Origin of the sequence: Nonomuraea sp. NPDC049400 (genome assembly GCF_044466425.1) — a bacterium.
Classification (GTDB): Bacteria; Actinomycetota; Actinomycetes; order Streptosporangiales; family Streptosporangiaceae; genus Nonomuraea.
The window spans coordinates 135,633-159,695 of the sequence record NZ_JBITMP010000002.1; the positions used below are offsets into that span (position 1 = coordinate 135,633).

22 protein-coding genes are annotated in these 24,063 nt (G+C 71.1%); 14 read left to right on the forward strand and 8 right to left on the reverse strand.

Features of this window, described 5'->3' with window-relative positions:
- Positions 1-71: 71 nt before the first annotated feature.
- The 3 genes from ACIBVN_RS02630 to ACIBVN_RS02640 all read right to left on the reverse strand — a co-directional run bounded on the left by ACIBVN_RS02630 (position 72) and on the right by ACIBVN_RS02640 (position 4,948).
- On the reverse strand, positions 72-2,960 hold the full coding sequence (locus tag ACIBVN_RS02630; protein WP_397131879.1) for a M36 family metallopeptidase: 2,889 nt from the start codon (positions 2,958-2,960) through the stop codon (positions 72-74).
- Positions 2,961-3,134: 174 nt separating this feature from the next.
- A complete protein-coding gene (locus tag ACIBVN_RS02635) occupies positions 3,135-3,527 on the reverse strand; it encodes a hypothetical protein (protein WP_397131881.1) in 393 nt (130 codons plus the stop codon).
- Between the two features lie 125 nt (positions 3,528-3,652).
- Complete coding sequence (locus ACIBVN_RS02640; RefSeq protein ID WP_397131883.1) at positions 3,653-4,948, reverse strand: serine hydrolase domain-containing protein; 1,296 nt, start codon at positions 4,946-4,948, stop codon at positions 3,653-3,655.
- Positions 4,949-5,121: 173 nt separating this feature from the next.
- On the opposite strand from ACIBVN_RS02640, the gene ACIBVN_RS02645 reads away from it, so the two are divergent.
- Positions 5,122-6,153: a LacI family DNA-binding transcriptional regulator gene (locus tag ACIBVN_RS02645; RefSeq protein WP_397131885.1), complete on the forward strand. Its 1,032-nt coding sequence runs from the start codon at positions 5,122-5,124 to the stop codon at positions 6,151-6,153.
- Between the two features lie 31 nt (positions 6,154-6,184).
- Here ACIBVN_RS02645 and ACIBVN_RS02650 read toward each other — a convergent pair whose 3' ends face one another.
- Complete coding sequence (locus ACIBVN_RS02650; RefSeq protein ID WP_397131887.1) at positions 6,185-7,177, reverse strand: DUF418 domain-containing protein; 993 nt, start codon at positions 7,175-7,177, stop codon at positions 6,185-6,187.
- Between the two features lie 112 nt (positions 7,178-7,289).
- Here ACIBVN_RS02650 and ACIBVN_RS02655 point away from each other — a divergent pair, with 112 nt between their 5' ends.
- The 8 genes from ACIBVN_RS02655 to ACIBVN_RS02690 all read left to right on the forward strand — a co-directional run bounded on the left by ACIBVN_RS02655 (position 7,290) and on the right by ACIBVN_RS02690 (position 14,397).
- Positions 7,290-8,399 carry a sensor histidine kinase gene (locus tag ACIBVN_RS02655; RefSeq protein WP_397131889.1) on the forward strand — a complete coding sequence of 370 codons (1,110 nt, stop codon included), beginning with the start codon at positions 7,290-7,292 and terminating at the stop codon, positions 8,397-8,399.
- Positions 8,396-9,043 carry a response regulator gene (locus ACIBVN_RS02660; protein WP_397131891.1) on the forward strand — a complete coding sequence of 216 codons (648 nt, stop codon included), beginning with the start codon at positions 8,396-8,398 and terminating at the stop codon, positions 9,041-9,043. Before ACIBVN_RS02655 ends, ACIBVN_RS02660 begins: the two co-directional genes overlap by 4 nt.
- A 182-nt stretch (positions 9,044-9,225) precedes the next feature.
- Entirely contained in the window at positions 9,226-10,311 is a 1,086-nt protein-coding gene (locus ACIBVN_RS02665) for a Gfo/Idh/MocA family protein (RefSeq protein WP_397131893.1), read from the forward strand.
- A gap of 7 nt (positions 10,312-10,318) precedes the next feature.
- Positions 10,319-11,224, forward strand: coding sequence for a PmoA family protein (locus ACIBVN_RS02670; protein WP_397131895.1), 906 nt, complete (start codon positions 10,319-10,321; stop codon positions 11,222-11,224).
- Positions 11,221-11,934, forward strand: a complete 714-nt coding sequence (locus ACIBVN_RS02675) for a cupin domain-containing protein (RefSeq protein ID WP_397131897.1) — start codon at positions 11,221-11,223, stop codon at positions 11,932-11,934. Before ACIBVN_RS02670 ends, ACIBVN_RS02675 begins: the two co-directional genes overlap by 4 nt.
- 99 nt (positions 11,935-12,033) lie before the next feature.
- On the forward strand, positions 12,034-13,107 hold the full coding sequence (locus ACIBVN_RS02680; RefSeq protein ID WP_397131899.1) for a LacI family DNA-binding transcriptional regulator: 1,074 nt from the start codon (positions 12,034-12,036) through the stop codon (positions 13,105-13,107).
- Between the two features lie 7 nt (positions 13,108-13,114).
- Entirely contained in the window at positions 13,115-13,843 is a 729-nt protein-coding gene (locus ACIBVN_RS02685) for a class I SAM-dependent methyltransferase (RefSeq protein WP_397131901.1), read from the forward strand.
- Between the two features lie 365 nt (positions 13,844-14,208).
- Positions 14,209-14,397, forward strand: coding sequence for a hypothetical protein (locus ACIBVN_RS02690; protein WP_349451357.1), 189 nt, complete (start codon positions 14,209-14,211; stop codon positions 14,395-14,397).
- A gap of 107 nt (positions 14,398-14,504) precedes the next feature.
- On the opposite strand, the gene ACIBVN_RS02695 is transcribed toward ACIBVN_RS02690, so the two are convergent.
- The 3 genes from ACIBVN_RS02695 to ACIBVN_RS02705 form a co-directional block, all read right to left on the reverse strand.
- On the reverse strand, positions 14,505-15,299 hold the full coding sequence (locus ACIBVN_RS02695) for an SAM-dependent methyltransferase (protein ID WP_397131904.1): 795 nt from the start codon (positions 15,297-15,299) through the stop codon (positions 14,505-14,507).
- 66 nt (positions 15,300-15,365) lie between these two features.
- Positions 15,366-17,246: a M6 family metalloprotease domain-containing protein gene (locus ACIBVN_RS02700; protein ID WP_397131906.1), complete on the reverse strand. Its 1,881-nt coding sequence runs from the start codon at positions 17,244-17,246 to the stop codon at positions 15,366-15,368.
- An 81-nt stretch (positions 17,247-17,327) separates the two neighbouring features.
- Complete coding sequence (locus ACIBVN_RS02705; RefSeq protein WP_397131908.1) at positions 17,328-18,071, reverse strand: PP2C family protein-serine/threonine phosphatase; 744 nt, start codon at positions 18,069-18,071, stop codon at positions 17,328-17,330.
- A gap of 306 nt (positions 18,072-18,377) precedes the next feature.
- Between ACIBVN_RS02705 and ACIBVN_RS02710 the strand changes: the two genes are divergently transcribed.
- The 4 genes from ACIBVN_RS02710 (at position 18,378) to ACIBVN_RS02725 (ending at position 22,513) form a co-directional block, all read left to right on the forward strand.
- The gene (locus ACIBVN_RS02710; protein WP_397131910.1) at positions 18,378-19,532 is read left to right on the forward strand and encodes a hypothetical protein; all 1,155 of its coding nucleotides are present in this window, start codon (positions 18,378-18,380) and stop codon (positions 19,530-19,532) included.
- Positions 19,529-20,647: a hypothetical protein gene (locus ACIBVN_RS02715; RefSeq protein ID WP_397131912.1), complete on the forward strand. Its 1,119-nt coding sequence runs from the start codon at positions 19,529-19,531 to the stop codon at positions 20,645-20,647. Before ACIBVN_RS02710 ends, ACIBVN_RS02715 begins: the two co-directional genes overlap by 4 nt.
- Positions 20,648-20,774: 127 nt before the next feature.
- Positions 20,775-21,527: a response regulator gene (locus ACIBVN_RS02720; RefSeq protein WP_397131914.1), complete on the forward strand. Its 753-nt coding sequence runs from the start codon at positions 20,775-20,777 to the stop codon at positions 21,525-21,527.
- A gap of 95 nt (positions 21,528-21,622) precedes the next feature.
- On the forward strand, positions 21,623-22,513 hold the full coding sequence (locus ACIBVN_RS02725; protein ID WP_397131916.1) for a TauD/TfdA family dioxygenase: 891 nt from the start codon (positions 21,623-21,625) through the stop codon (positions 22,511-22,513).
- A 3-nt stretch (positions 22,514-22,516) separates the two neighbouring features.
- Here ACIBVN_RS02725 and ACIBVN_RS02730 read toward each other — a convergent pair whose 3' ends face one another.
- The gene (locus ACIBVN_RS02730; RefSeq protein ID WP_397131918.1) at positions 22,517-23,092 is read right to left on the reverse strand and encodes a Uma2 family endonuclease; all 576 of its coding nucleotides are present in this window, start codon (positions 23,090-23,092) and stop codon (positions 22,517-22,519) included.
- A gap of 305 nt (positions 23,093-23,397) precedes the next feature.
- Between ACIBVN_RS02730 and ACIBVN_RS02735 the strand changes: the two genes are divergently transcribed.
- A complete protein-coding gene (locus ACIBVN_RS02735) occupies positions 23,398-24,060 on the forward strand; it encodes a lytic polysaccharide monooxygenase (RefSeq protein WP_397131920.1) in 663 nt (220 codons plus the stop codon).
- The last annotated feature ends 3 nt before the right edge of the window (positions 24,061-24,063 follow it).

A 24,063-nucleotide genomic window follows, 5' to 3' on the forward strand; every position in this document is an offset into this window, starting at 1 on the left:
ATGTCTAACTATCTGGGAGCAAGCATGCGTGCGGCCCGCGCCCCAACAGCGCGGGCCGCAGAGCTGGAATGTCAGTGCGAGAACGCCTGGAACTCGGCCGCCCTCACCTGGTCCCGCAGCGGGCTGGCCGTGGCGCAGTCCGTCGCGGAGTTCGGATCCTTGTCCTGCTCACCGGCGTACCGCGGATTGCCGGTGCACTGCGTGCTGACCACCTGCAACATCAGATGCGTGGCGGTGGCGGGCCGCACCCCGAACGACTTGATGACCATGTCCGCGCCCCGCGGGCGCGGCAGACCGGCGTCGAAGGCGTCCGCAGGACTGGTGTAGATCTTCGTGAAGTTCGCCGGGTCCGCGCAGCCGGAGCTGCAGGCCAGCACCTCGAACGCGCGGAGGCTGGAGAAGCGGTTCTGCCCGCCCGGGTCGGCGGTGTCGCCGATGTTGGGCCGGAGCATCGCGCTCACCTGCACCCGCCGCACCGTGACCGGCGCGTCGCCCGCCAGGTCCACGACGACCGACTTGCCGGCGGGTGCGCCGGTGAGCGAGGCCCAGTTCGTGGCCTCGGTCTCGTCGATCAGCTTGGCCTGGTTGACGCCGTCGCCCGTGGCCGCCGCGCCGCCCGCCGCCGAGGCGAGGTTGCGGGTCAGCGGCAGCGGGAGCGGCAATGTCACGCCGCCCACCACGGCGTACTTCAGCCGCGTGTGCCCGAACCCGTTGCCCGTCACCACGAAGGAGTACACGCCAGGCGTCATCTCCACCGTGTCGCCCAGCGGCGTCGCCGGGTCGGTGTCGGCGACCGGCACCACGCGGCCCTCGTAGTCGCCCACGTACAGCCGCAGCGCCGCGCCCTTCGCCTCGCCCAGCGGCTTGAGCTGCAGCGAGCCGTTCTTGCCTGCGGGGTTGACGAAGCTGGGCGTCGGGTCGGCGTCGTTCGAGCCGTTGCTCGCGGCGCCCTTGCCCAGGCCGTGCTCGGCGAACGCGCGCCACATGATGTCCTGGTTCTTGCCGCCGAAGCGGATCGCGTCCGCCGCCAGCAGCGCGTCCCGGTGGTCGACGTAGCTGACCGCGCCCGAGGCCATCAGCAGCAGGGCGTCGAACGACAGCTGCGCCCAGCGCCGGTTGCCCGGGCACCGCTCGACCGGCGTCTGGCCGTCCGCGCAGGCGCGTTGCTGCCTGGCGGTGCCGTCGCCGTACCGCTTGACGAACGCCGCCCGCACGTCGAACTGCGTGGCCGACCAGATCTCGCCGTCCGCGTGCACCTGCTGGCCGACGATGTCGTAGGCGACGTCGCTGTAGTTCAGCGGGGACTTCGACATGTCGTAGTTCCTGATGCCGCGCGCCTTGTCGCCCGTCACGTAGCCGCCGGTCACGTACGGGGTCAGGCCCGAGGGGCGGAAGCCGTACTCGAAGAGGTGCTCCATCGCGAACAGGTCCGACGTGCTCTCGTTCATGGCCCCGGCCTGGGCGCCGCTCCAGCCGGCGTTCGGGCCGCCGACCATGCGGCCGGAGATGGCGTGCGTGTACTCGTGGCCGATGACCGACATGTCGTAGTCGCCGTCCACGCACGGCGAGTAGAACGAGCCGGCGATGGGCTGCCACAGGTACATGTTCGTGATCGGCGCGACGCCGTCGGGCCCGGTGATCTGGTTGGCGTTGTCGCGCACGGACAGGACGCGGGCGCCGGCCTGCGCGTTGCCCTGCTCGGGGTCGTTGCCGAGGCCGCCGCGCGAGCCGTTGTCGGCCTGCATGTTCCAGGCGGTCTCGGTGAAGCCGAGCCGGTAGGACCAGTCGTGCATGCGGTTGTGCATGGCGTTCAGGTTGGCCATGGCGGCCTCGAGGTCGGCCTCGCCGCTCTGGTCGAACACCGCGGGGTCGCACTTCGCCTCGTACCAGGTGTTCCGCCACGGGTAGACGTAGTTCCTGCTGGGCGTGAGCACGTTGGTGCGCGTCCCGACGGTGAACGGGTCGCCGCTCGCCCGGTTCTCGGTCGTCTTGGTCGCGTTGCCGGAGCTGGTGTTCGTCGGCTCGTTCGTGGCGTGGTCGACGTCCCACGCCTTGCCGGTCCCCGGGTCGCCGCCGGTCACGAAGTCGCAGCCGGGGCCGGCCGTGAAGCACCAGGTCTGGCGGGTGTCGTGGGAGGAGTAGTCGTCGCGCGGGTTCGCCGGGAAGGCCGCCCAGTGCGGGTTCTCGGGCTCGAAGTGGTCGACCAGGTTCTCGCGTACCAGGATGGCGCCGCTGACGGCGTCCACGTGCGTGGTGAACCCGGCGGCCTCGCCCTGCGAGCCGCCGATCAGGACCACCTGGTACGCGCTGTGCACCCCGTCGGGAGCGGGCACCGCCACCGGCGTGGCCTGCTTGGTGGTCGCCTTGGCCAGGTCGATGCCGCCGTCCCTGGCCGCGATCTCCAGCGCCTGCTGCGCGGTGACGGTCGCTGCCGGGGGCGCCTCGGTCTCCCTGGAGAGTGAGGAGGTGACGTGCCTGACCTGGCCGTTCGCCACGCCGACGGCGACGAGCCCGTCCACGCCGGCCGGCAGGCCGCCGAAGCGCTGGCGCAGCAGCACGGCGTGACCTGCGCCGATGGGGTTGACCGCGACCCGCTCCAGCGCGTCCACCGCCTCCGCGGACAGGCCGAAGGCGGTCTGGTTGTTCTTGAGGTACGTGCGGGCGGCCTGCTCGGGATCTTCACCGAGGCCCTCGGCCAGAGGCTCCGCGCTGGTGATGGCGGCGGGGGTGCCGAGAGCGTTCCAACGGATCTCGGCCTTCTGCCCGGCGGTGCGGGCGTTCACTCCGGCGGGCGGCGCCACCCTGCCCTGCCGGTTGTCCACGTCGGGCTTGCCGTGCTCTTCGGCCTGGAAGTCGTGGACCGGGGCCTGCCTGCCGGGCTCGCCCCGGGCCGGCCCCGCGAGGGGTAAGGCCGACGCGACGAGCGCGGCGGCCAGGAGAGTGCTGCGTAACCAGGACAAGTGTGCCTCCTGCGTCTCAGGGGTGCGCGGATTGCACGCACCCGCAAGAGGTAACACCGGGGGAGGAGGCTGGCAAGATCTAAATGCGGGACAGGTGTCCGGCGCCTCGACGGATGCTCCGCGTCGTACGGCGGCCCGGCGCGTGATGTGCGCCGGGCCGCGCGACGGCCGGTCTCAGATGATGCGGTACTTACGGCCGCAGTTGTCGAACTTGCCGGCCCAGCAGGTGAACGTGTAGACCTTCGTGATCCCCTTGCCGTGCCAGCCCTCGGTCACCTTGCCGTCGAACGAGCGGTTGAACTTGTGCCAGTCGCCGTTCTGGTAGTACTCGAACCACACCCAGCCCTTCTTGCCGCCGACCTTGTCCACGCCGTACCACTTCGTGAAGACCTTGCCGCCGGCCTTCCACGTCTTGCCGAACGTGTACGCCTTGTGGTCGCTGGAGAAGAACTTGCCCCACTTGACAGTCGTGGTGGACTGCGTGGTGGCCTGAGCCGCAGGGGTCATGGCGATGCCGGTGACGGCCGTCGAGCCGGCGAGAGCGATGATCGCAAGGGTCTTGCGCATTGGGTTTCCTCCCCGTTGTCAGTGCGCCGGTTGGCCCGGCAGCACGGACATTACGGAGACTCGGCGCGATCATCTGTGGACAAATCCGCACTCGCGAAGTGATCGGTGACACACTTGCCAGGCGATCACCGGACCGCGGCTGAGAGCGTGTCCGCGGGGAGCGGGAGTACCTGCGGCCGCGACGCCTTCGCCTGGGCCGCCGTGTCGCCGCACAGGGCCACGACCACGTGATCGACCAGGGCGTAGTCGATCGGGCTCGGCACGATCTGGCCGTTCTCGTCGATCTTCTGGTACTTCATGAGGTTGATCCCGAACGACAGCTGGCGATTGCCGTCCGGGCTGGACAGCGACTGCGTGCCCATCCCGAACACGCCACCGTCGTGCCCCCAGAAGCGGCCGCACGGCAGGTCGGCGGAGTAGAGCCCGAGCCCGTACGCGAGCGAAGCGCCGCCCACCAGCACCGGCACCGTCTTCTGCATCTCGGCGACCTGCGCCGCGCCGACCAGTTCGCCCCGCAGCAGCGCCCGGTAGAAGCGGTTGAGGTCGTCCATCGTGGACACGACCGCGCCCGCCGTGCTCGCCCACGACATGTTGTAGACGCTGTAGTCACGCGGCGGGTCGATCCAGCCGTACATCGACTCGTACGCCTTGGAGTGCGGGCCCGGGATGAGCGGCGTGCGCGGGAAGGACGTGTGGCGCAGGCCGGCCTTGCGGATGACGTTGCGGGTGATGTACTTCTCGGCGTCCGTGCCCGTCACCTTCTTCAGTAGCAGGCCCGCGATGACGTAGTTGGTGTTCGAGTACGAGCCGGGCGCCGCCCCCGGCTCACCGGTCGGGGTCGCGGCCAGGCCCAGCTTGACCAGCTCTTCCGGGGCGAACGTGCGGAAGCGGTTGTCGTCCAGGCTCTTGGGCGAGCCTTCCAGCAGCGAGGGGAACGCCGGGCCGATGTAGTCGGCGATGTGGCTGGTGTGGTTGAGCAGCATCCGTACGGTGATCCGCTGACCGCGCTCGCCGGGGACGAGGTCGGGCAGGTAGCGGCCGATCGGGGCGTCCAGTTCGACGGCGCCGCGTTCGACCTGCTGGAGGATGGCGACGGCGGTGAACGTCTTGCTGATGCTGCCCACCCGGTGCACCATGTCTGGCCGTACGGGGCGGCGCGTGTCCACATCGGCCACGCCGGACGCGCCCTTCCACGTCTGGGCCGCATCGCGCACTTCCGAGTAGATGCCGTACATGCCGGCCTCGTGCACGGCGTCCAGCGACTGCCGCAGCGCCTGGCGGTCGAGCCCGTCCGCTGCCTGGGCGGTCGTGGGCGCGGCCAGCAGCCCTGCCGCGAGCAGCGCGCCCGCGCCGGCCGCGACCGCCAGCCGCCTGACGCGGCCCACGGCTGACGCCGGCATCCTGAATCGGGGAGAAGTCATGGCCGTAGCGTGATGCCAAACCCGTTTGGCCGGTAAGTCCGCTGTGTCACCTGTTCCATATGACATAGATCATGTTTGCGGTTCGCCGTCCAAGGGTGCGGATCGGCGTCCGGGTACGCTTCTAAACCCGCCCGGTTCGCGGGCCGGCCCCTTCTTTGGAAAGGACCCTGCGGATGCCCCATGCGGCGAGGCCCACGGTCACGCTGCACGACGTCGCCGCGGCGGCCGGCGTCTCGGTCTCCACCGCCTCCAGGGTCCTGGGCGGCAGCACGCGGAAGGTCGCGCCCGAGCACGAGGCCCGCGTGCTGGCCGCCGCGGCGGCCCTGCGCTACACGGTGGACGCCTCGGCCAGGGCGATGCGGCGGGCGAGCGACTCGATCGCGCTCATCGCGGACGACCTCACGACGCCGTCCATCGCGATGGTCGTGGCGGCGATGGAACGCCAAGCGCGTACGGCGGGCGCCTTCGTCACCGTCTCGTCCACGATGGCGGCCTCCGAGCGGCAGTTGGAGACCGTACGGCTGCTTCGCGCGCTTCGGCCGCGCGCGCTCGTGCTGACCTCCAGCCGTTTCATGGCGAACGCGTTCGACGGGCGGCTGCTGAAGGAGCTCGACTCCTACGAACGCGAAGGCGGCCGGGTCGTCATCGTCGGCGAGACGGACATGAGTTTCGATTCGATCGGGTTCGACGATTACGCCGCCGGGTGCTCGGCCGGCGCCTTTGTCGCGGAAACCGGGCACCGGCGGGTGACGATATTCGGCGGCGTCAGGGAACTGCGCAACCTGGCCCTTCGAACGGCCGGTTTCGTGGCGGGACTGCGGGTCGGCGGGCTGGCCGAGCGGGATATCCGGATCGTTTGTTGCGAGGTCAGCCGCCAGGGCGGATTCGACGCGGCGCGACGGCTGGCCGAGGACGGAATGGGCGGTGCGGAAGCGGTTCTCGCGGTCAACGACATGGTCGCCATCGGTGCGATGTCGGCTTTCCGCGCGGCCGGTGTGGCGGTGCCCGGCGACGTTTCCGTGACGGGGATCGACGACATTCCGCTCGCCGGGGATGTGACGCCGCGATTGACCACCGTGGCGCTCCCGCTGGCACAGGCGGGGGCGGAGGCGATCCGCTTCGCGCTGCAAAAGGCGGGCACGGGCAAGCGCCTCACCCTCGAAGGGCGGCTGGTCGTCCGCGAGAGCACCCGCACCCGAGAGTGACGCCCCCAACCCCAGCCGACCTCCGCCGTCACTATGCGCGCAAGGCCGGGCGGCGGGCCAAGGTGGCCCACCGCCACAGCCACTCGATCGGCCCCTGGAGGTAGCGGTTGAGCCAGAGCGTGGACCACACCCACTGGACAAGGAGGATGACACCAGCGATCACCAGGACCGTGGCCGTGGACCACTCCTGTGGCAACCCGCCCACCATCCGGGCGGCCACCAGCACGAACACGCTGGCGGTCAGGTAGTTGGTCAGCGCCATCCGGCCCAGCGGCGCGAAAACCTTCTGCAGCGCCGGTCGGAGCGGCGTTCTGAGCAGGAGCAGCAGGAGGCACACATAGACGCCCGCAATCAGCGTTCCCGCGAGGCCGAACCAGGAGCTGAAGGTCTCGTCGCCGATCTCTGTCTCGATCTGCAGCCACACGGCGGGCACGGCCCCCGCCGTGAGGACCAGGCCCAGTGCCGCCGGAACGCGGACGGAGCGCTCCATCCGGTCGATCACCCCGTACCGGGTCAGCGCCGAGCCCAGCAGGAACAGCCCAGGCACCAGTGGGAAACCGTTGCTGCCGAGGACCAGCGGTGTCGCGATGAGGACTGCGGCGAGCCCCGCGACGGCCCAGCGCGGCAACCAGGTCGAGGGCAGCAGCACCACCAGCCCGACGACGGCGTAGACCACCAGGATGTCGCCTTCCCAGAGCAGGAAATGGTGCGCCAGCCCTATCGCGAGCAGCGCCAGCAGTCTGCGCGACAGCAGCAGCCGAGGCCGGGCGGTTCGCTCGCCGGCCGATTTCAGCAGCAGCGAGAACCCGATGCCGAACAGCAGCGAGAAGATCGGAAAGAAGCGCTGCTCGACGAGCAGGCCCAGCCAGATGTCCGCGGGGCTCGGCTGGGCTTCCGACACGGGCGGCCCGCCCATGCTGGCGATCGGCTGAACGTTGGCCAGCAGGATCCCGCACAACGCGAACCCGCGGATCACGTCCAGCGCCGCGATCCGATGGCGTGGTTGACGAACTTCGTGTGACATGGGGCCTCATCCTGCGGACCCCGACGCGCTCCCACATCGGCGGAAAGCAGGGGACGGAACAGTACTTTCGGCCGGTACAAGCCCGCGGGCTCCCTCTTCTAGCCTGGACGCCGTGGGTGTTCCCGTTCGGCTCAAGGTGGCGGCCGATGCCGGGCTCGGCGTCGTGTTCGCGGTGGCCGTCGCCTTCCAGGCGTACCGGGTCGCCGGCAGCTGGGGCGGCGGCTACTGGCTGTTCGGTGCGGTCGCCGGCGCGTCGGTGTCCGTGCTCGCCGTGGTGCGCCACCGCAACCGGCTGTGGACCGCCGTCGCGGGCCTGATCGCGGCGGCGCTCGCCATCCTCGCCACCCTCATCGTCCACCTGCCCGCCGAACCCGGCCCCGCCACGTCCCTGGCCCTGGCGGTGCTCGTCGGTTCCGCGGTCAGAACTTTGCCCGCCCGCACGGCCTGCGCCGTCGCCGCCGCGGGACTGGCCGTGGTGGCGGGCGGCCTGCTCGCCAACCCCGGCTCGCCCGTGCCGGTGCTCGCCGGCCTGGCCTGGCTCGCCGCCCTGCAGATCGGGCTCGGCCCCCGGCTCCTCGCCGCCCGCCGCCGTTCCGTCGCCGAGCGGGTACGGCGTGCCGAGCGCCTCGAGCTGGCCAGGGAGCTCCACGACGTCGTGGCACACCACATCACCAGCGTCGTGCTCCAGGCCCAGGCCGCCCGGCTCGTCACCGCCAAACATCCGGAGAGGACGGCCGGCTCCCTGGCCGACATCGAGACGGCGAGCTCCGAGGCCCTGGCCGCCACCCGTCGCGTGGTCGGCCTCCTGCGCGACACCGCTCCCGACTCAGCGGGCCACGAACGGCTCGGCGAGTTGATCGAGGGCTTCGAGGGCCACGGCCGCCGGGCGCAGCTGCGGCTGGCGGCCGAGCCGTCCAGCTGGCCGCCCGAGGTGAGCAGCACCGTGTACCGGGTCGTACGGGAGTCGCTGACCAACGTCTTGCGGCACGCGCGGCACGCCCGCGCGGTCACGGTCGGCATCACTCAGGACGAGGAGGCCGTCACGGTCGAGGTTGAGGACGACGCCCCGCAGGTGGCCGCCCGCTGCTACCGCCGTGCCGGGTACGGCCTGGTCGGGATGCGCGAACGCCTCGAAGCCCTCGGCGGCACCCTGACCGCCGGCCCCCGCCCCGGCTCCGGCTGGCGCGTCCGCGCCACCGTCCCCACCCGCGAACGTCGATGACCATCCGGGTGCTGCTCGCCGACGACCAGGCGATGATCCGGGCCAGCCTGCGGATCATTCTCGAGGACCAGCCCGACATCACCGTGGTCGCCGAGGCGTGCGACGGTGTCGAGGCGATCGAGCAGGCCCGCAGGACACGCCCGGACGTGTGCCTCGTGGACGTCCAGATGCCCCGACTCGACGGGATCCAGGTCGCCCGCGCACTGGCCGACGCCCCACCTCGGGTGGTCATGGTCACCACCTTCGACCTGGACGAGTACGTCTACGGCGCGCTGCGCGGTGGCGCGGCCGGGTTCGTGCTGAAGGACGCGGGTCCGAGCCTGCTGGTCGAGGCGGTGCGGGCCGCGTACGCGGGGGAAGCGCTCATCTCGCCGTCGATCACGCTGCGGCTGATGCGCCACCTCGCCGACCGCGGAGCCCGGCACAAGGTCCGCGTGCCCGCGCAGCCCTTGACCGCGCGCGAGCTCGAGGTCGTCCGGGCGGTCGCCAGAGGACGCACCAACCAGCAGATCGCCGACGAGCTGTTCATCTCGCTGAGCACGGTCAAGGGGCACGTGTCGTGCATCATGGCCAAGCTGGCGCTACGTAACCGGGTCGAGATCGTGGCCTGGGCCTGGGAAAGCCGCACGACACGCACGGGATGACGGAGCCGTGCGCCCCCACACCCGGCAAGATCACGACTCCGCTGGTCCGGAAGCCACGCTCTTGACGCCCGCGTGACGGCCGTGCAAACCTGCGGAATACGTTTTCCTGGAATGCGCTTTCCCGGACGAGTCGCAGACCGAGATCGACGGCGCCTGACATTCCCCCATATAGGAGCACCATCTTGACAGAACGGATCTACCGGGCCGCGATCGTCGGAACCGGTGCGATCGCCCATGCGCACGCCCAGGCCGTCCTCGGGTCCGGGCGGGCGGAGCTCGTGGCGGTGGCCGACGTGGACGCCGACCGGGTGACGGCGTTCGCCGAGAAGTACGACGTGACGAGCACCCACGCGAGCCTGGATGACCTGCTGCGGGCCGAGGAGGTCGACCTCGTCCACCTGTGCACGCCGCCCCAGCTGCACACCCCGCTGGCCATCGCGTGCCTGGAGGCCGGGGTCACGGCGCTGGTCGAGAAGCCGCCGACGCTCTCACTCGCCGAGTTCGACGCATTGATCGAGGCGGAGCGCCACTCGACGGCGCACGTCGCGACCGTCCTGCAGCACCGCTTCGGGGCGGGCGCGCTGCGGCTGCGCCGCCTGCAGGAGGCCGGCGAGCTGGGCCGTCCGCTGCTGGCCACGTGCAACACCCAGTGGTACCGCGACGAGGCATACTACGCGGTCCCGTGGCGCGGCACGTGGGAGTCGGAGGGCGGCGGGCCGACCATGGGGCACGGCATCCACCAGTTCGACCTGCTGTTCTCGATCCTCGGCCCATGGCGCGAGGTCACGGCCGTGGCCGCCCGCCAGGCGCGCCCGGTGGACACCGAGGACGTCTCCCTGGCGCTGGTGACGTTCGAGAACGGCGCCGTGGCCACGATCGTGAACTCCGTCGTGTCCCCGAGGCAGACCTCCCAGCTCCGCTTCGACTACGAGCGCGCCACCGTCGAGGTCGAGCACCTGTACGGCTACACCGACGACGACTGGACCGTGACCCCGGCGCCGGGCCAGGAGGCGGTGTCGGACCTGTGGGCGCAGGGGCACAGCACCGTGCCGAGCAGCCACGACGGCTGGCTCGCCGCCGTCTTCGACGCGCTCGACCGGGGCGAGGCGCCTCCGGTGACCACCGAGGACGCCCGCCGGACGATGGAGTTCATCGCCGCGCTCTACACCTCCGCCTTCACCGGCGAGCGGGTACGAGCCGGACAGATCACAGCTGACAGCCCGTTCGCCCTGCGCATGGACGGCACGGGCGCTCCTTGGAAAAGGTGAGGAACCCGTGACCCTGCAAGCCACACACGTGCTCGACCGCTCGGTGACCCTCGCGGCGGGCGACGTCGACCTGTTCACGTACGTCTACCGCCCCGACACGCCGGTGCTGGAGTCGCCCAAGCCGTACCTGCACCCGATCCGCACCCTCGGCGGCCGGCTGGTGTCGCTGTTCAGGCCGCACGACCACGTCTGGCACAAGGGCATCGCCTGGTCGCTGCCGCACGTGGGGGAGCACAACTTCTGGGGCGGGCCGACGTACGTGCACGGGAAGTTCTACGTGCAGCTCGAGAACAACGGCAGCGCCACCCACCGCGAGATGACCGCGCTGTCGGTCACCGGCGACCGGGCCGAGCTCGGGCACACGCTCGACTGGACCTCGCAGGCCGGCGCCCCGGTCATCGCCGAGCGGCGGTCGCTGGCCGCGCAGGTGCTGGACGAGGCGACGTGGGCGCTGGTGTTCGACACGGAGATGACGAACGTGTCGGGCGGCACGCTCGCGTTCGGCTCCCCGACCACGAAGGGCCGCGAGAACGCCGGGTACGGCGGGCTCTTCTGGCGCGGGCCCAGGTCGTTCACCAACGGGATCATCCAGTCGCCGGCCGGGGCGGGCGGTGACGAGCTGCGCGGCACGCGCGCCGAGTGGTTCGGCTTCCGCGGCAGGCACGACGAGACCGGCGACCACTCCACGATCGTCGTGGTCGACGCCGCCTCGAACCCCCAGCACCCGCCGAAGTGGTTCGCGCGGAGCGAGGACTTCGCGTGCCTGTGCCCGGCGCCGTTCTTCAGCGAGGAGGTGGAGCTGCCGGACGGGGAGTCGCTGCGGTTCCGGTACGCGGTCGTGATCGCCGACGGCGACCGGGGCGAGGAAGGGACCGAGTTGCTGGCCAAGCAGGGGCGGGCGGCGCTGGCATGACCTTCCCCGGAGGCACCTCGGTCAGCCGGCTGTCGGTCTACTCCGGCAGCCCATGCGCCGACGGGCTGGAGGGCGGCACGCCGCACCTGCACACGGCCTCCACGGAGGCGTACGTGGTCGTCGGCGGGCGCGGCACGCTGCAGACGCTCGACGTGAACGGGCTGCGCGAGACGGAGCTGAGCGCGGGCACGACCGTGTGGTTCACGCCCGGCACCATCCACCGCGCGGTCAACCGCGGGGACCTGGAGGTGGTGGTCGTGATGTCGAACGCCGGCCTGCCCGAGGCCGGCGACGCGGTCATGACGTTCCCGCCGGAGATCGTCGCCGACCCGGACCGTTACCGCGAGGCCGCCACCCTCCCCTCCCAAGGGGAGGAGGACGCGGTGCGCAGGCGACGGGAACTGGCCGTCGAGGGGTTCCTCCGGCTCGCCGGCGCCGCCGCCGAGGGCGACCTGGGCCCGCTCCACCGCTTCTACGACCACGCACTCGCACTCGTGCGTCCCAAGGCGGCGGCGTGGCGGTCGATCTGGGCGGACACGGTCGCCCAGGAGACGCGCCGCACGGCCGAGATCCTCGACGCCCTGGAGCGCGGCGACGGCGCGCACCTGCGCCGGTCCGCCCTGATGGAGAGCCCGCCGCACGAGCGGTGGGGCATGTGCGGCCACCTGCGTGCCCACGACGTGGCCCACCCCATCGTCCACACCCCGTAACCGAGCTCTTCAGGTGAGCGCGGGCGGGCACACGTACGTGGCCGAGCTGGCGAACGCGGCGGGCGTGACCAGGAGCGACCCGCTGACCGTGGTGGCAGGGTGACCGGCGTGGCCGACGGGCCCAAGACCCCGCCCACCCTCCACGACGTCGCCCGGGAGGCGGGCGTGTCCGTCGCGACCGCCTCGCGCGCGCTCAACGGCAGCTCGCGCAACGTCAGGTCCGAGAACGTCAGCCGGGTGCGCGCGGCGGCGGCCAAGCTCAACTACGAGCCGCACCTGTCGGCGCAGGCCATCGCGAAGGGCTCGACCAGGACCGTCGCGCTGGTGATCCGCGACGTGGCCGACCCCTACTTCTCCTCCATCGCCGCCGGGGTCACCCGGGCGGCGGAGGCGGCGCGGCTCATCGTCACCATGGCGGTGGCCGACGGGTCGCCCGAGCGCGAGCTGGAGATCGTCAGGACTCTGCGTGGGCAACGGCCGCGCGTCATCATCGTCGCGGGCACCCGCGTCGCGGGCTCAGGGACCAGGGAAGCGCTGATCGAGGAGCTGGAGGAGTACCGGACGGCGGGCGGCCGGGTCGTGCTGATCAGCCAGCGGGACCTGCCGTTCAGCACCGTCACGATCGACGACCACGGCGGCGCCCGCGACCTCGCCCGGGCGCTGCTGGAGGCGGGATACCGGCGCTTCGCCGTCTTCCACGCGCCGGGCGAGATCCGCACCTCGCGCGAGCGCCACGACGGCTTCCGCACGGGGTTGGCCGGGTCCGGCGTGGTCGAGGCGGTGGCGATCGAGACCGCGTTCACCCGCGCGGGCGGCTACGACGCCGCACGCAGGCTGGTGGAGCGGGGCTTCGCGGACGTGGAGGCGGTGTTCGCGGTCAACGACGTGATGGCGATCGGCGCCATGGCGGCCTTCCGCGACGCCGGGGTCGTCCCGGGGGTGGACATCGGGGTGGCGGGCTTCGACGACATCGGCTCCGCGCTGGACGTCGTGCCCGCCCTCACCTCCGTGGCCGTGCCGCTGCAGGAGGCGGGCCTGAGCGCCATGCGCCTCGCGCTCTCCGACGACGAAGGGGCGCCGGACGTGCCGCTCCCGACCCGCGTCGTCCTGCGCGAGAGCACCCCGCCCCGCCACGGAAAAGGGCGTGCGGGGCGGACCGCCCACAGAGCATGATCGCGGCATGGGCTATGAGGAGCTGATGCGCGAGGCGCTGACCACGTCGTTCGAGGGCTGGGACTGGGGCGTGTTCCGCGGCCGGATGACCACCGCCGACGACCTGCCGTGGGACTACGAGGAGCTGGTGCGCGAGCGCCTGCCGGAGGCGGCGTCCCTGCTCGACCTCGGCACCGGAGGCGGCGAGCTGCTGTCGTCCCTGGCCCCGCTGCCGCCGCGCACCGCCGCCACCGAGGAGTACGCGCCCAACGTCCCGATAGCCCGGCGCCGACTGGAGCCTCTGGGCGTCGAAGTGGCCGAGACGACCTCCTCGTTTCCCGATGGCTCGTTCGAGCTGATCGTCAACCGGCACGAGTCGTACGAACCGGGGGAGATCCGCCGCCTCCTCGCTCCCGGCGGCACGTACGTCACCCAGCAGGTGGGAGGGCGCGACCTGGAAGAGATCAACCAGGCGCTGGGCGCCCCGCCGCACGAGGACCACGGCTGGGACCTCACCACCGCGACCGCCGCGCTCACCGGGACCGGGTTCGACGTCACCTGGCGGCGGGAGTCGAGCTGTCCCGTCACGTTCCACGACATCGGCGCGCTCGTCCTCTATCTCCGCGTCATCTCGTGGCAGATCCCCGGTTTCACCGCCGACGAGTACGAGGACCGGCTCCATGCGTTGCACGCGGAAATGGCGAGCGGCCGCCCGCTGAGAGCGACCGCCCACCGTTTCGCCTTGATCGCTACGTGATGCGGACGCTCCGGATTTCCGATACGTGCGCCCGCCGCTCTGCAGTCAAGTTCATGACATGCCCCCGTTTGTGGTGCTGTTCTCTGATTTATAAGTAACTTACGTACCTCTACTGTCTTTTTGCTTACAGAGCTCTTGCGGCGCAACAGCACCACACGAGACTTCGAGTGCCCTGTGGGGCGAGGGGCGTCAATCTTGCATCCGAGGCCAAGAGATTGACGTCCGCGAGTGGGTTTTTCCATCCACCTCCCGCCCCCATGGGTGGCCGGTGCCCCGGTCGGGATGGAAAGCTTCCCGCATCCGATCCTGTCCTCCCGCGAAGGGGCAGGGGCGGAAACTCCGCAGTGCACTGGAAGGAGTACGGCATGACTCAAGACGCCGGCCGCGTCGCGGCCAAGCGGATCAACGATCACGTGGAGGTCATCCACGTCGACAACCCGGACAAGGTGCTGGAGGTCCCGCGCCGCGACTGGGAGGCGTTCACCGCAGCGGTCAAGTCGGGCGCGTTCGACCTTGAGGCGCTCCACCGGGAGGCCGAGGAAAGCGCGGCCTGACCTTCTCCGCTGCACGAAAGGCGTCCGCTCTCAGCGCAGTGGAGCGGGCGCCTTTCGCAGCACGCGGCGGAGGCTCACCAGACGCCAGGCCATTGATCCGGGGGAGGTCAGCGCTTGCGGCCGACCCCCGCGTACATCCAGGTCGGGGGGTCGTCGGCGAAGAGCGGCGTGTCACGCCACTCCGGCGCCGGCACGAGCCCGGGCTCGACCAGGTCGAACCCGTCGAAGTAACGCGCGATCTGCTCGCCCGTCCGCGGCGTCCTGTGCATCGCCTGGTGGCTCGTGGCCGTCAGGTAGGTGTCGGCGGTCTCCTTGGACACGAAGTCCAGCGTCAGGTGGCTCAGCACGAGGTAGCTGCCCGAGGGCACGGCCGCGGCGAACGCCCGCACCAGCCCGGCGGGGTCGTCCTCGTCGGGGATGTGCATGAGGATCGCGACCATCATGAGCGCGATCGGCTGCGTGAAGTCGAGCGTGTCCAGCACCTCGGGGTGCTCGACGATGGCGCGCGGGTCGCGTACGTCGGCCTCGATGTAGGCCGTCCTGCCCTCCGGCTTGCTGGTCAGCAGCGCCCTGGCGTGCGTCATCACGATGGGGTCGTTGTCGACGTACACCACGCGGGCGTCCGGCGCCTCCGCCTGCGCGATCTCGTGCGTGTTGCCCTGGCTCGGGATGCCCGTGCCGAGATCGAGGAACTGCCGGACGCCCAGCTGAGTGAGGTGGCGCACGGCCCGGCCGAGGAAGGCCCGGTTGTTCCTGGCGCTCTCGCGTACGCCCGGGACCGCCGCCATGGTCTGCTCGGCCACCTGGCGATCCGCCTCGAAGTTGTCCTTGCCGCCCAGCCAGTAGTCGTAGACGCGGGCCGAGTGGGGGACGTTGGGGTTGATGCCGTGGGGAGCGGTCACGGTCACGATCTTATGACATCCGCTCGAGCGCGCGTCAGGGGGCCGTGACGCGCGCTCGGAGGCCGGTCAGGTGCCCGTGACGATGTCCAGCCGCCAGGCGCTCAGGACCCCGGCGGTGGCGTGTGACGGGGCGAGGTCGCTCACCCGCAGTGTCCACCCACCACCCGCCGGCTGGCCCACCAGCGGAGTCACCGCCGACGGCGGCTCGGTCGCGTACTCCAGCAGTTTCGAGGTGTCCAGGGTGGCGGCCCGGTGCGACAGGACGATGCGCCGTCCGGTCGGCGAGTGCAGCACGATCCGCAGGTCCTCGGGGTGGTTGTGGTCGAGGTCGATGAGGACCTTCAGCGTCCGCACGGTCCCCTCCGCCTCGATCGTGATCGTGTCGGCCACGCCGTGCGGGTCGCTGTCGGGGATGCGCAGCGCCGGCCGCGACAGCGAGGTGAACGTGGCGCCGTTCACCCCCACCGGGCCCGCCTTGAAGCGGATGGTCTGGCCGGGGTCGCTGATCGCCGACAGGGTGAGCCCCGACTCGGCCCCGCTCCACAGCAGGCTGGCGGGCACGGTCGAGTGCGACAGCGCCGTGCCGTCCACCCGGCCGTACAGGTCGCGGCTGTCGCCCCTGTTGAGGTTGTTCTCCAGGTCGAGGTGGCCGTCGGCCTGCAGCAGCGCGATCTGGTAGTGGTGCAGCGGCGTCCCGTCCTGCAGCTCGTTGGAGCCGCGGGTGTCGCAGTGGTAGACGGCCAGGCCGCTCGCCGGCAGGTGCAGGTCGAAGCCGAGCTTGGCGCGGTTCTCCACCAGGAAGTACTCCTCGTCCGTCCCGGTCGAGTAGCGGAACACCTTGCGGTAGTCGCCGTGCTCGGCCTGGAAGGCGCTGCCAAGGTTGAGTTCCACCTTCTCAGGGCACCAGCCGGCCAGGTCGCGCAGGTAGGCGCTGACGGGCGCGGGCGTCTTGCCGCCGTTCAGGTGGTTGCCGGCGCTCATCAGGCAGTACAGGCCGAGGCCCGAGCTGGCGAAGTCGTCGCCGTCGCGGCGGCCGTAGTCGTACAGGTCGGGGAAGCGGCACAGGAGGTGCCCGGTCTCGTGGCAGAACGTGCCGATCGTCAGCTGCTCAGGGCCCTCGCCCATGCTCGTCACCATGTAGAAGTGGGTGCGCATGTCGCCGGACTCCAGCTCGACGACGCTGTTGTGCGGCCACAGGACGCTGTCCTTGATGTACTGCGTCTTGCCGGCGTACATGACGATCAGGGCGTCCACGACCTGCTGGCCGAGCGAGTCGTACCGGGTGAGGTCGACGCCCGAGTCGACGGCCGCCCGCAGCGCCTCCGGGACCAGCACGTCGAAATTGTCGGGGTCGGCGTAGAAGGTGATGTCGTGGCTCATCCTGAACGGGCCCACGACGTCGTTGGTGAAGTCCAGGAGGCCGCTCGACATGGTCTTGTAGTACTCGTTCACCGAGCACGCGTTGCCGTTCTCGTGATAGCCGGGGGCGTTGAGCAGCGCGTCCACCTGCGCCTGGGTGACCGTCGTGGCCTGGTCGGGGAAGTCGACGAGGATCGTCAGGCCGCGCACGGTGCCGACGCTGAGCCTGCGGCCCTCCAGCAGCCCGCCCTTCGGCCCGAACGTCAGCACGGAGTCCTGCGCCGCCTCGGCCGAGAGCATGCCCGGTCGGCGCCGCCTGTGCGCCTCGGCCATGACCGGACCCGACTCGCGCAGGTGGCGCGGCACGCCGCCGGGCGCGTCGTAGGAGTCGACCCTGACCCCGGTGGACTGGAACCGCCCGTCCTTGAGGTCGGCGTAGCAGTAGGCGCCGGCGGAGGCGTCGTAGACGGCGGTGTACCCGTCGAGGGTCTCGTAGCGGGCGTAGTGCTCGTCCCCGAACACGACGAGCCGCACCTCCTCGCCCTCCGCCTGGGTGAAGCTCAGCGTCTCTCCGAATATGGCGCTCATCCGAGGCCTCCGGTGTCCAGTGGGGCTTGTTTCCTCCGATCGTCACTGAGGGCCGCCGGACGCGCCTGAGTACACCCGTACTCAAGCCGTGACGTAGTCGGCGATGATCACTGTGGCGTCGTCCTTGGGATCGGCGGCGGCCATCTCGTCGTACAGCCGGTCCAGGCATGCGCCGGGCGACGCCCCGCCGGTGAGCAGCTCCTTCATGCGCGCCGCGCCGAGCACCCTGATCGCGCCGTCCGAGACGATGACGACGCGGTCGCCGGGGCGGAGCGGGACGGCGCCGACCTCGGGGTTGGGCGCCGACGGCAGGCCGAGCCCGCGCAGCCGCGGGCCGCCGTCGAAAGCGTGCGACGTCGTGAGCGGCTGCGGCTCCGCGCCCTTCGGGCAGTGCCAGATCGCGCCGTTGCCGACGTGGGCGAAGCGCAGGCACGGGCGCTCGCCGGGGTCGAGGACGACCACGTCCAGGGTGCTGACCAGGCCGGCCGCCGAGGCGTCCCGCAGGGCCGCGGTGCGCACGGCGCGGTGCGCCAGTTGCGCGCACTCCTCGAGCTCCTCCTCGTACTGCGGCCTGGCGGCGACCACCGCGGCCAGCGCCAGGGCCGCCGCCGCGCAGGCCGGGTCGCCGCCCGTGCCGTGGGCCGCCGCGACCAGCCGTTCCTGGACGACGTACGCGTCCGACGCCTGGCCGCGCGAGCCCGCGTACGTGCCGCCCGCCGCCACCAGCCGCGGCCGGGCCACCGGCAGGCCGGACGGCCGGTTCCCCTGCCGGGCCGTCATCACGGACAGGCAGCCGACCAGGATCGAGATCGCCAGGAAGGTCATGAGGTCCCCTCTCGTCGCATCGTCGCGACCCGCAGCCAGTACACGCTCATGTGAGGAGACGCGGCTGACGGCTGATCGGCCGTCGTAGCGGATGACGGCCGATCAGCCGTCATGCTGTCGGAGGGCACGGTGGGTCACGGTGCGAGGAGGCAGCGAACGCCGCGAGGAGAGCCGGACCGAGGGAACAACCATGCGCCCCATGTCTCCACCCGCCTCCGCAAAAAGGCTGTATTCACACCGTGCTCACCCATACCGGATGAGTTATTGTGAAGCCCGTCTTGTGCTCTCGTCGCGAGCAGGCGGCCCATGTCTCACTCAGGCTCCAGGAGATACGACTCGGCGGCCAGGCACATGGAGCGGACGATCGCCCGCACCTGTGCGGGGGCGCGGGGTGTGGTGGGCCTCGTGGCGGTCGTGGCCGCGATCCTCAGCGCCGTTCCGCCGGTGTCCGCGGCGTGGCTGGCGCCCGCGCTGGCGGTCGACCTCGTGTGGACCGGGCTGTTCCTGCGCGTGGCCCGGCGCAGGGAAGGGATCCCTGCCTGGCTGGTGGCGGGGGACGCGACCATCACGGTCACGCTCTGCCTCGCACAGCGCCATCTCGTCGCGGGGGCGGCGCTCGACGGGGGATCGAGCTGGATCGCGGGGCTGGTCACGATGACCATCGTCGTCTCGGGCGTCACGTGGCGGCCTTGGGCGGCGGTGCCCGCCGGGCTGGGCGTGGCGGCGGCGTACCTGGCCGGGATGCGGCTGGCCGACCCGTACCAGGATGTGGCGGGGACGCTGGGGATCCACCTCGTGCAGATCCTCGCGATCGCGGTGCTGATGACGCTTCTGCGCCGCTCCGCCGCCTCGGCGGACGCGTTCCTGCGTGAGAGTGCCCGCGCCGAGATCGCGCTCATCGTCGAGCGGCTGCGGCGCGAGGACGAGCTGCGCCAGGTCGGCAGCGTGCACGAGACGTCGCTGCACACGCTGACGATGGTCGGGCTGGGCACGTACGGGCGGCCCGTGCCCACGCTGCGCCGCCAGGCGGCGGCCGACCTCGCGGCGCTGGAGAAGCTGCGCGCCCGGCCGCGCGCCCGCTCCGCGCCCATCGCGCTGGACGCCCTGCTCGACGAGGTCGCGGGGCGGGCGACGGGGCTGGCCGTACGCAGGCGGCTGACGCCGGAGACGGTGCCGGGGGAGGTCGCCGAGCGCTTCGCCCGCGCGGTCACCGAGGCGCTGGCCAACGTGGCGCTGCACGCCGGGGTACGCGAGGCCGAGCTGGTCTCCAGCAGCCGCGACGGGGAGATCCGGGTGGAGGTGGCGGACGCGGGGGGCGGCTTCGACCTCGCGCGGGTGCCGCCCGACCGGTTCGGCGTGCGGGGGTCGATCCTCGGCACGATGCGCTCGCTGCCGAACGCCGGCGCCGACATCCTCTCCGGCGACCAGGGCACCCGGGTGAGCCTGTGGTGGCGGCCATGATCGATGACATCGAGGAGGTCGCCCAGCGCTACGCCCGCTACACCGCCATCGGCGCCGTGGTGATCGCCGCGGCCTGGCACCTCGGTTACGACCTCACCGTCACCGTCGCGGGCTGGCCGTCCTTCCGCTGGCCGTGGCTGGCGGCGGTGGCCTGGATCGCCTACACGGCCGTCGGCGTCGTCGCCGCGCGGTCGCTGGTCCGCAGGTTCGAGGGCCCGGCCAGGGCGATCGAGCTCGCCGTCGCCGTGCTGGCCGTGGACGTCGCGGTGATCGTGTCCTGCCGCCCCGCGGACCTGCTGGGCCCCGCCGACTGGGGCTGGGGCTCGGTGGGCTGGCTCGGCGTCATGCTCCTGTGGAACCGGCCCCGCTGGCGGAGCGAGCTGATCGCGTTCCTCTCCGCCAACGCCGGGATCATGCTGACCGCGATGATCGTGACGGGGACGGTCGACCGGGTCTCCATCGCCAAGTACCTCATGGTCATGGCCGGGAGCATCACGCTCCAGCTCGGGTACGCGGCGGGCTGCCACACGCTGCGGGTCAGGGCCGACGATGCCGCGTTGCTGGCCCGCCGGCTGGCCGCCGACGACGCCTGGCGGGAGTCCGCCCAGCGGATCCACGCCGACCGGCTCCGCCGGTACGCCGCGATCCGCGACGTGGCCGAGTCGCTGCTCGAGCAGCTCGCCGAGGGGGCCGACCCGGGGGATCCCCAGGTACGTGAGGACTGCACGGCCGGGGCCATGCGGCTGCGCCGGCTCATCACGGAGCGGGAGGACGTGCCCGACGAGCTGGTGTCCGTGCTGCGCGAGCGCATCGACGCCGCCGAGCGGCGCCAGGTGCTGGTGACGGCGCCGCCGTTCGGGCAGCGGATGCCGGTGCTGCCGCAGGGCGTACGGGAGGATCTGCTCAGGGCGCCCGTCCTGGCGCTGGACGGGGCGCGGTCACGGGCCAGGGTGACCGTGTCGGCGATGTCGACCATGGTGAGCGTGGCGGTCGTGGCCGACAACGACGACCTGCCCATCAGCACCGCTCCGGTACGCGAGCCGAGCGGGGTCGTCGTCACCTTCCAGCGGCAGGGGCGGGACGTGTGGGTCAACAGCATCTGGCAGGGCCCTTGAGGGGTGGGGCGGGGAGCGCGCCGGCCGGAGGGGGGCCGGCGCGCGAACCCGTAACGGATGCGCGCGCGCAAGCGACGGAACGGGGGACAGACCGGATCGGGCAGGCGACGGGACTGGGGCGGAGCGGATGGCGCGGGAGACGGAGCCGGGGGCGGACCGGCGCGGTGACAGGAGCGGTGACAGGAGCGAGGCGGCGGGGCGGGTGACGGTCGCCCTGGTGGAGGACCATCAGGTGGTGGTGGACGGCGTCAGGTCGTGGTTCGGCGGGCCGAGCCCGGTGGAGCTGGTCGCGCAGGGGCCGACCATCGAGTCGGTCCGCGGCGTGGTGGCCGACGTGCTCCTGCTGGACCTCAATCTCAACGGCACCATGGTGGTGGACCGGGTCGCCGAGCTGTGCGCGGGCGGCCAGCGGGTCATCGTCTTCTCGGAGCACGAGGAGCCGGAGACGGTGCGGGCGGTGCTGGACGCGGGCGCCTCGGCCTTCATCGGCAAGGGACGGGCCACGCGCGAGTCCTGCCTGGAGACCATCCTGGAGGTGGCGGCCGACCGGCCGAGCGTCACCCTGCCCATGGCCCAGGCGATCGCCACGGACGAAAGCCCGCACCGGCCGCAGTTGTCGGACAAGGAGCGCGCGGCCCTGCTGTTCTGGTTCCAGTCGATGTCGAAGGCGTCGGTGGCGGCCAGGATGGGCATCAAGGAGCGCACCGTACGCCAGTACATCGACCGGGCGAGGGTCAAGTACGCCGCCGCGGGCCGCCCCGCGCCGACCAAGGAGAAGCTGCTCATCTGCGCCATCCAGGACGGTCTTGTCCAGCCGGACGAGGTGACGGTCTACACGTCGCGGGCCGCCCGCGCCCCCGGCTCCGTCCGCTCTGGGTGAAGCCGTTATGCCGTGGGCGATGAGGTGCTGCCACCGCCGGCCGAGCAGGGCATCCTGAGTCCAGGCGAACGGCTGATCCGGAAGGCGGTGGCACCATGGCGGTCGCGGAGGTTCTGGGGCCGGGGGAGTGGCTGGGCGCGGAGCTGCGCGACAGTGACACCTGGAGGATCCCGCTGACGGAGGCACACAGGCGGGAGGTGCTCGCCGCCGTCCACGCGGACTCAGAGGAGAGCTTCCCGTTGCCGACGCTCGCCCCGATCCTGCACCGGGTCCGCGACGAGCTCACGCACGGCCGCGGCTTCGTCCTGATCCAAGGGGTTCCCGTGGCGGAGATGACCGAGCGGCAGTGCGAGAGGGCCGCGCTCGGCCTCGCCCGCCAGGTCGGCGCCATCGTTCCACAACCACCTGACGCACAGCCCCTCATGCACGTCCGCGACACGGGCGCCGACCCGTCCCGCGCGAAGAGCTACCAGCACAGCGGCCGGCTCGGCTTCCACAGCGATCCCACGGACGTGGTGGCTCTCCTGTGCGTGCGCCCGGCGAGATCCGGCGGCCTCAGCGCGATCGTCAGCTCGGTGGCGGTCCACAACGAGCTCGTCCGCACCCGCCCCGACCTGGCGGAGCTCCTCTACCAGCCGTGGTGGCACGACCGGCGCACGGGCGACGGCCCGGACAGCTTCTACACCAAGCCGATCTGCGCGGTCCGTCCCGATGGCGGGGTGTCCGTCGCGTACGGCCCCGACTACCTGCGCTCGGCCCAGCGCGGCGCCACCGTCCCGCCGTTCACCGCGGCGCAGGAGGAGACCATGGACCTTCTCGACCGCCTGACCAACGACACCCGCTTCACGCTCACCATGGATCTGCGGGCGGGCGACATGCAGTTCCTCAACAACCACGTCGTCCTGCACAGCCGCACCGCCTACGAGGACCACCCGGAGCCGTCCCGCCGCCGCCATCTCCTCCGGCTCTGGCTCACCACGGCCTGAGGGTCAGCGTCGTGGACGGTCGAGCTCGGCAGGGTCGAAGCTGAGCGGGAAAGGCACCGTCAGGTTCGCGACTTCGCCTGCCTTGTAGACGGTCGGAGGGTCATAGGTGTCGCCATTGAGCTCATAGACGTAGAGTGCTGGTCCTTCGTCCAGCTCGACTCGCCAGTAGACGGGGATGCCCGCCGCTGCATATGCCCCGGCCTTGAGAACCTTGTCTCGCATCTTGGTGCTCGGGCTGACCACCTCAACGGCGAGATGAAGTTCCCCAGGGGAGAACATGAGTTGGGCGGTGTCTGCGGGCACGATGACAACGTCGGGGATGTAGTAGTCCTTGTCAGTGACTCGCAGATTGACGGTCGACAGAGGCTCCAGCTCGGCTGGTGCCGCCTCATCGAGGATGAGCTGCAGCCGGAAGATGGCGCGCTGGTGGGGGGATGTGGGGGCAGGGCTCACCAGTAGGCTCCCGTTGAAGAGCTCGTAGCGGTTCCCGTCGTCAGGGAGCTTGAGCAGGTCGTCGACTGTGTACGGCGGCAGAGGAAGGACGGCCTTGCGCTCCGCGGTCGGTTCGATCGTCGCCATTGCGGTCACCCACCAAGTATCGGGAACCTTGCCCTCGCTCACATGCTACTTGCCCAAATTTCCTTACCCTAAGTTATCGGATGGGCACGGCGCGAAATTGGACGATGGTGAAAGTTTCACCGGTTTGGAGGCCTAAGGGAAAGCCCTTTCCGCTGCTCATCCGGGACATCGGCCTTCAATCCGGCACCGGAGGGGCACATTGACATGGTCCGTCATTTGATGCGGACTCATGCCGTCAGATACCGTCACCCCGCGGAGCGCTCCCCATCACCGGAACCCCCCGACCGGAACACGGAGATCGCACTATGCCCAAAGGACCCCACCGCTGGGCGCGGCGCGCCCTGGCGCTGCTGCTCTCCACCGCGATGATCTTCGCCATCGCCCTGGCCGGCCCCGCGTCGGCGCACGGCTCGGTCGTCGACCCCGCCTCCCGCAACTACGGCTGCTGGCTGCGCTGGGGCAGCGACTTCCAGAACCCCGCCATGCAGCAGCAGGACCCCATGTGCTGGCAGGCATGGCAGGACAACACCAACGCCATGTGGAACTGGAACGGCCTCTACCGCAACGGGGTCGGCGGCAACCATGAGGCCGTCATTCCCAATGGCCAGCTGTGCAGCGCCGGACTGACCGAAGGCGGGCGCTACCGCTCCATGGACACGCCGGGAGCGTGGACGATGGCGAACCTCGCCGCGACGTTCAACATCCGCCTGAACGACCAGGCCAGGCACGGCGCGGACTACATCAGGGTCTACATCACCCGCCAGGGTTACAACGCCCTCACCACGCCCCTGGGATGGAACCACCTGGAACTGGTCCGCACGACCCCCAGGTACGCGCCCGGTGACGTGTACATGATCAACAACATCAGCAAGGGCTCGCGCACCGGCCGTCACGTGATCTACACGATCTGGCAGGCCTCGCACATGGACCAGACGTTCTACTTCTGCAGCGACGTCAACTTCGGCTGAGCC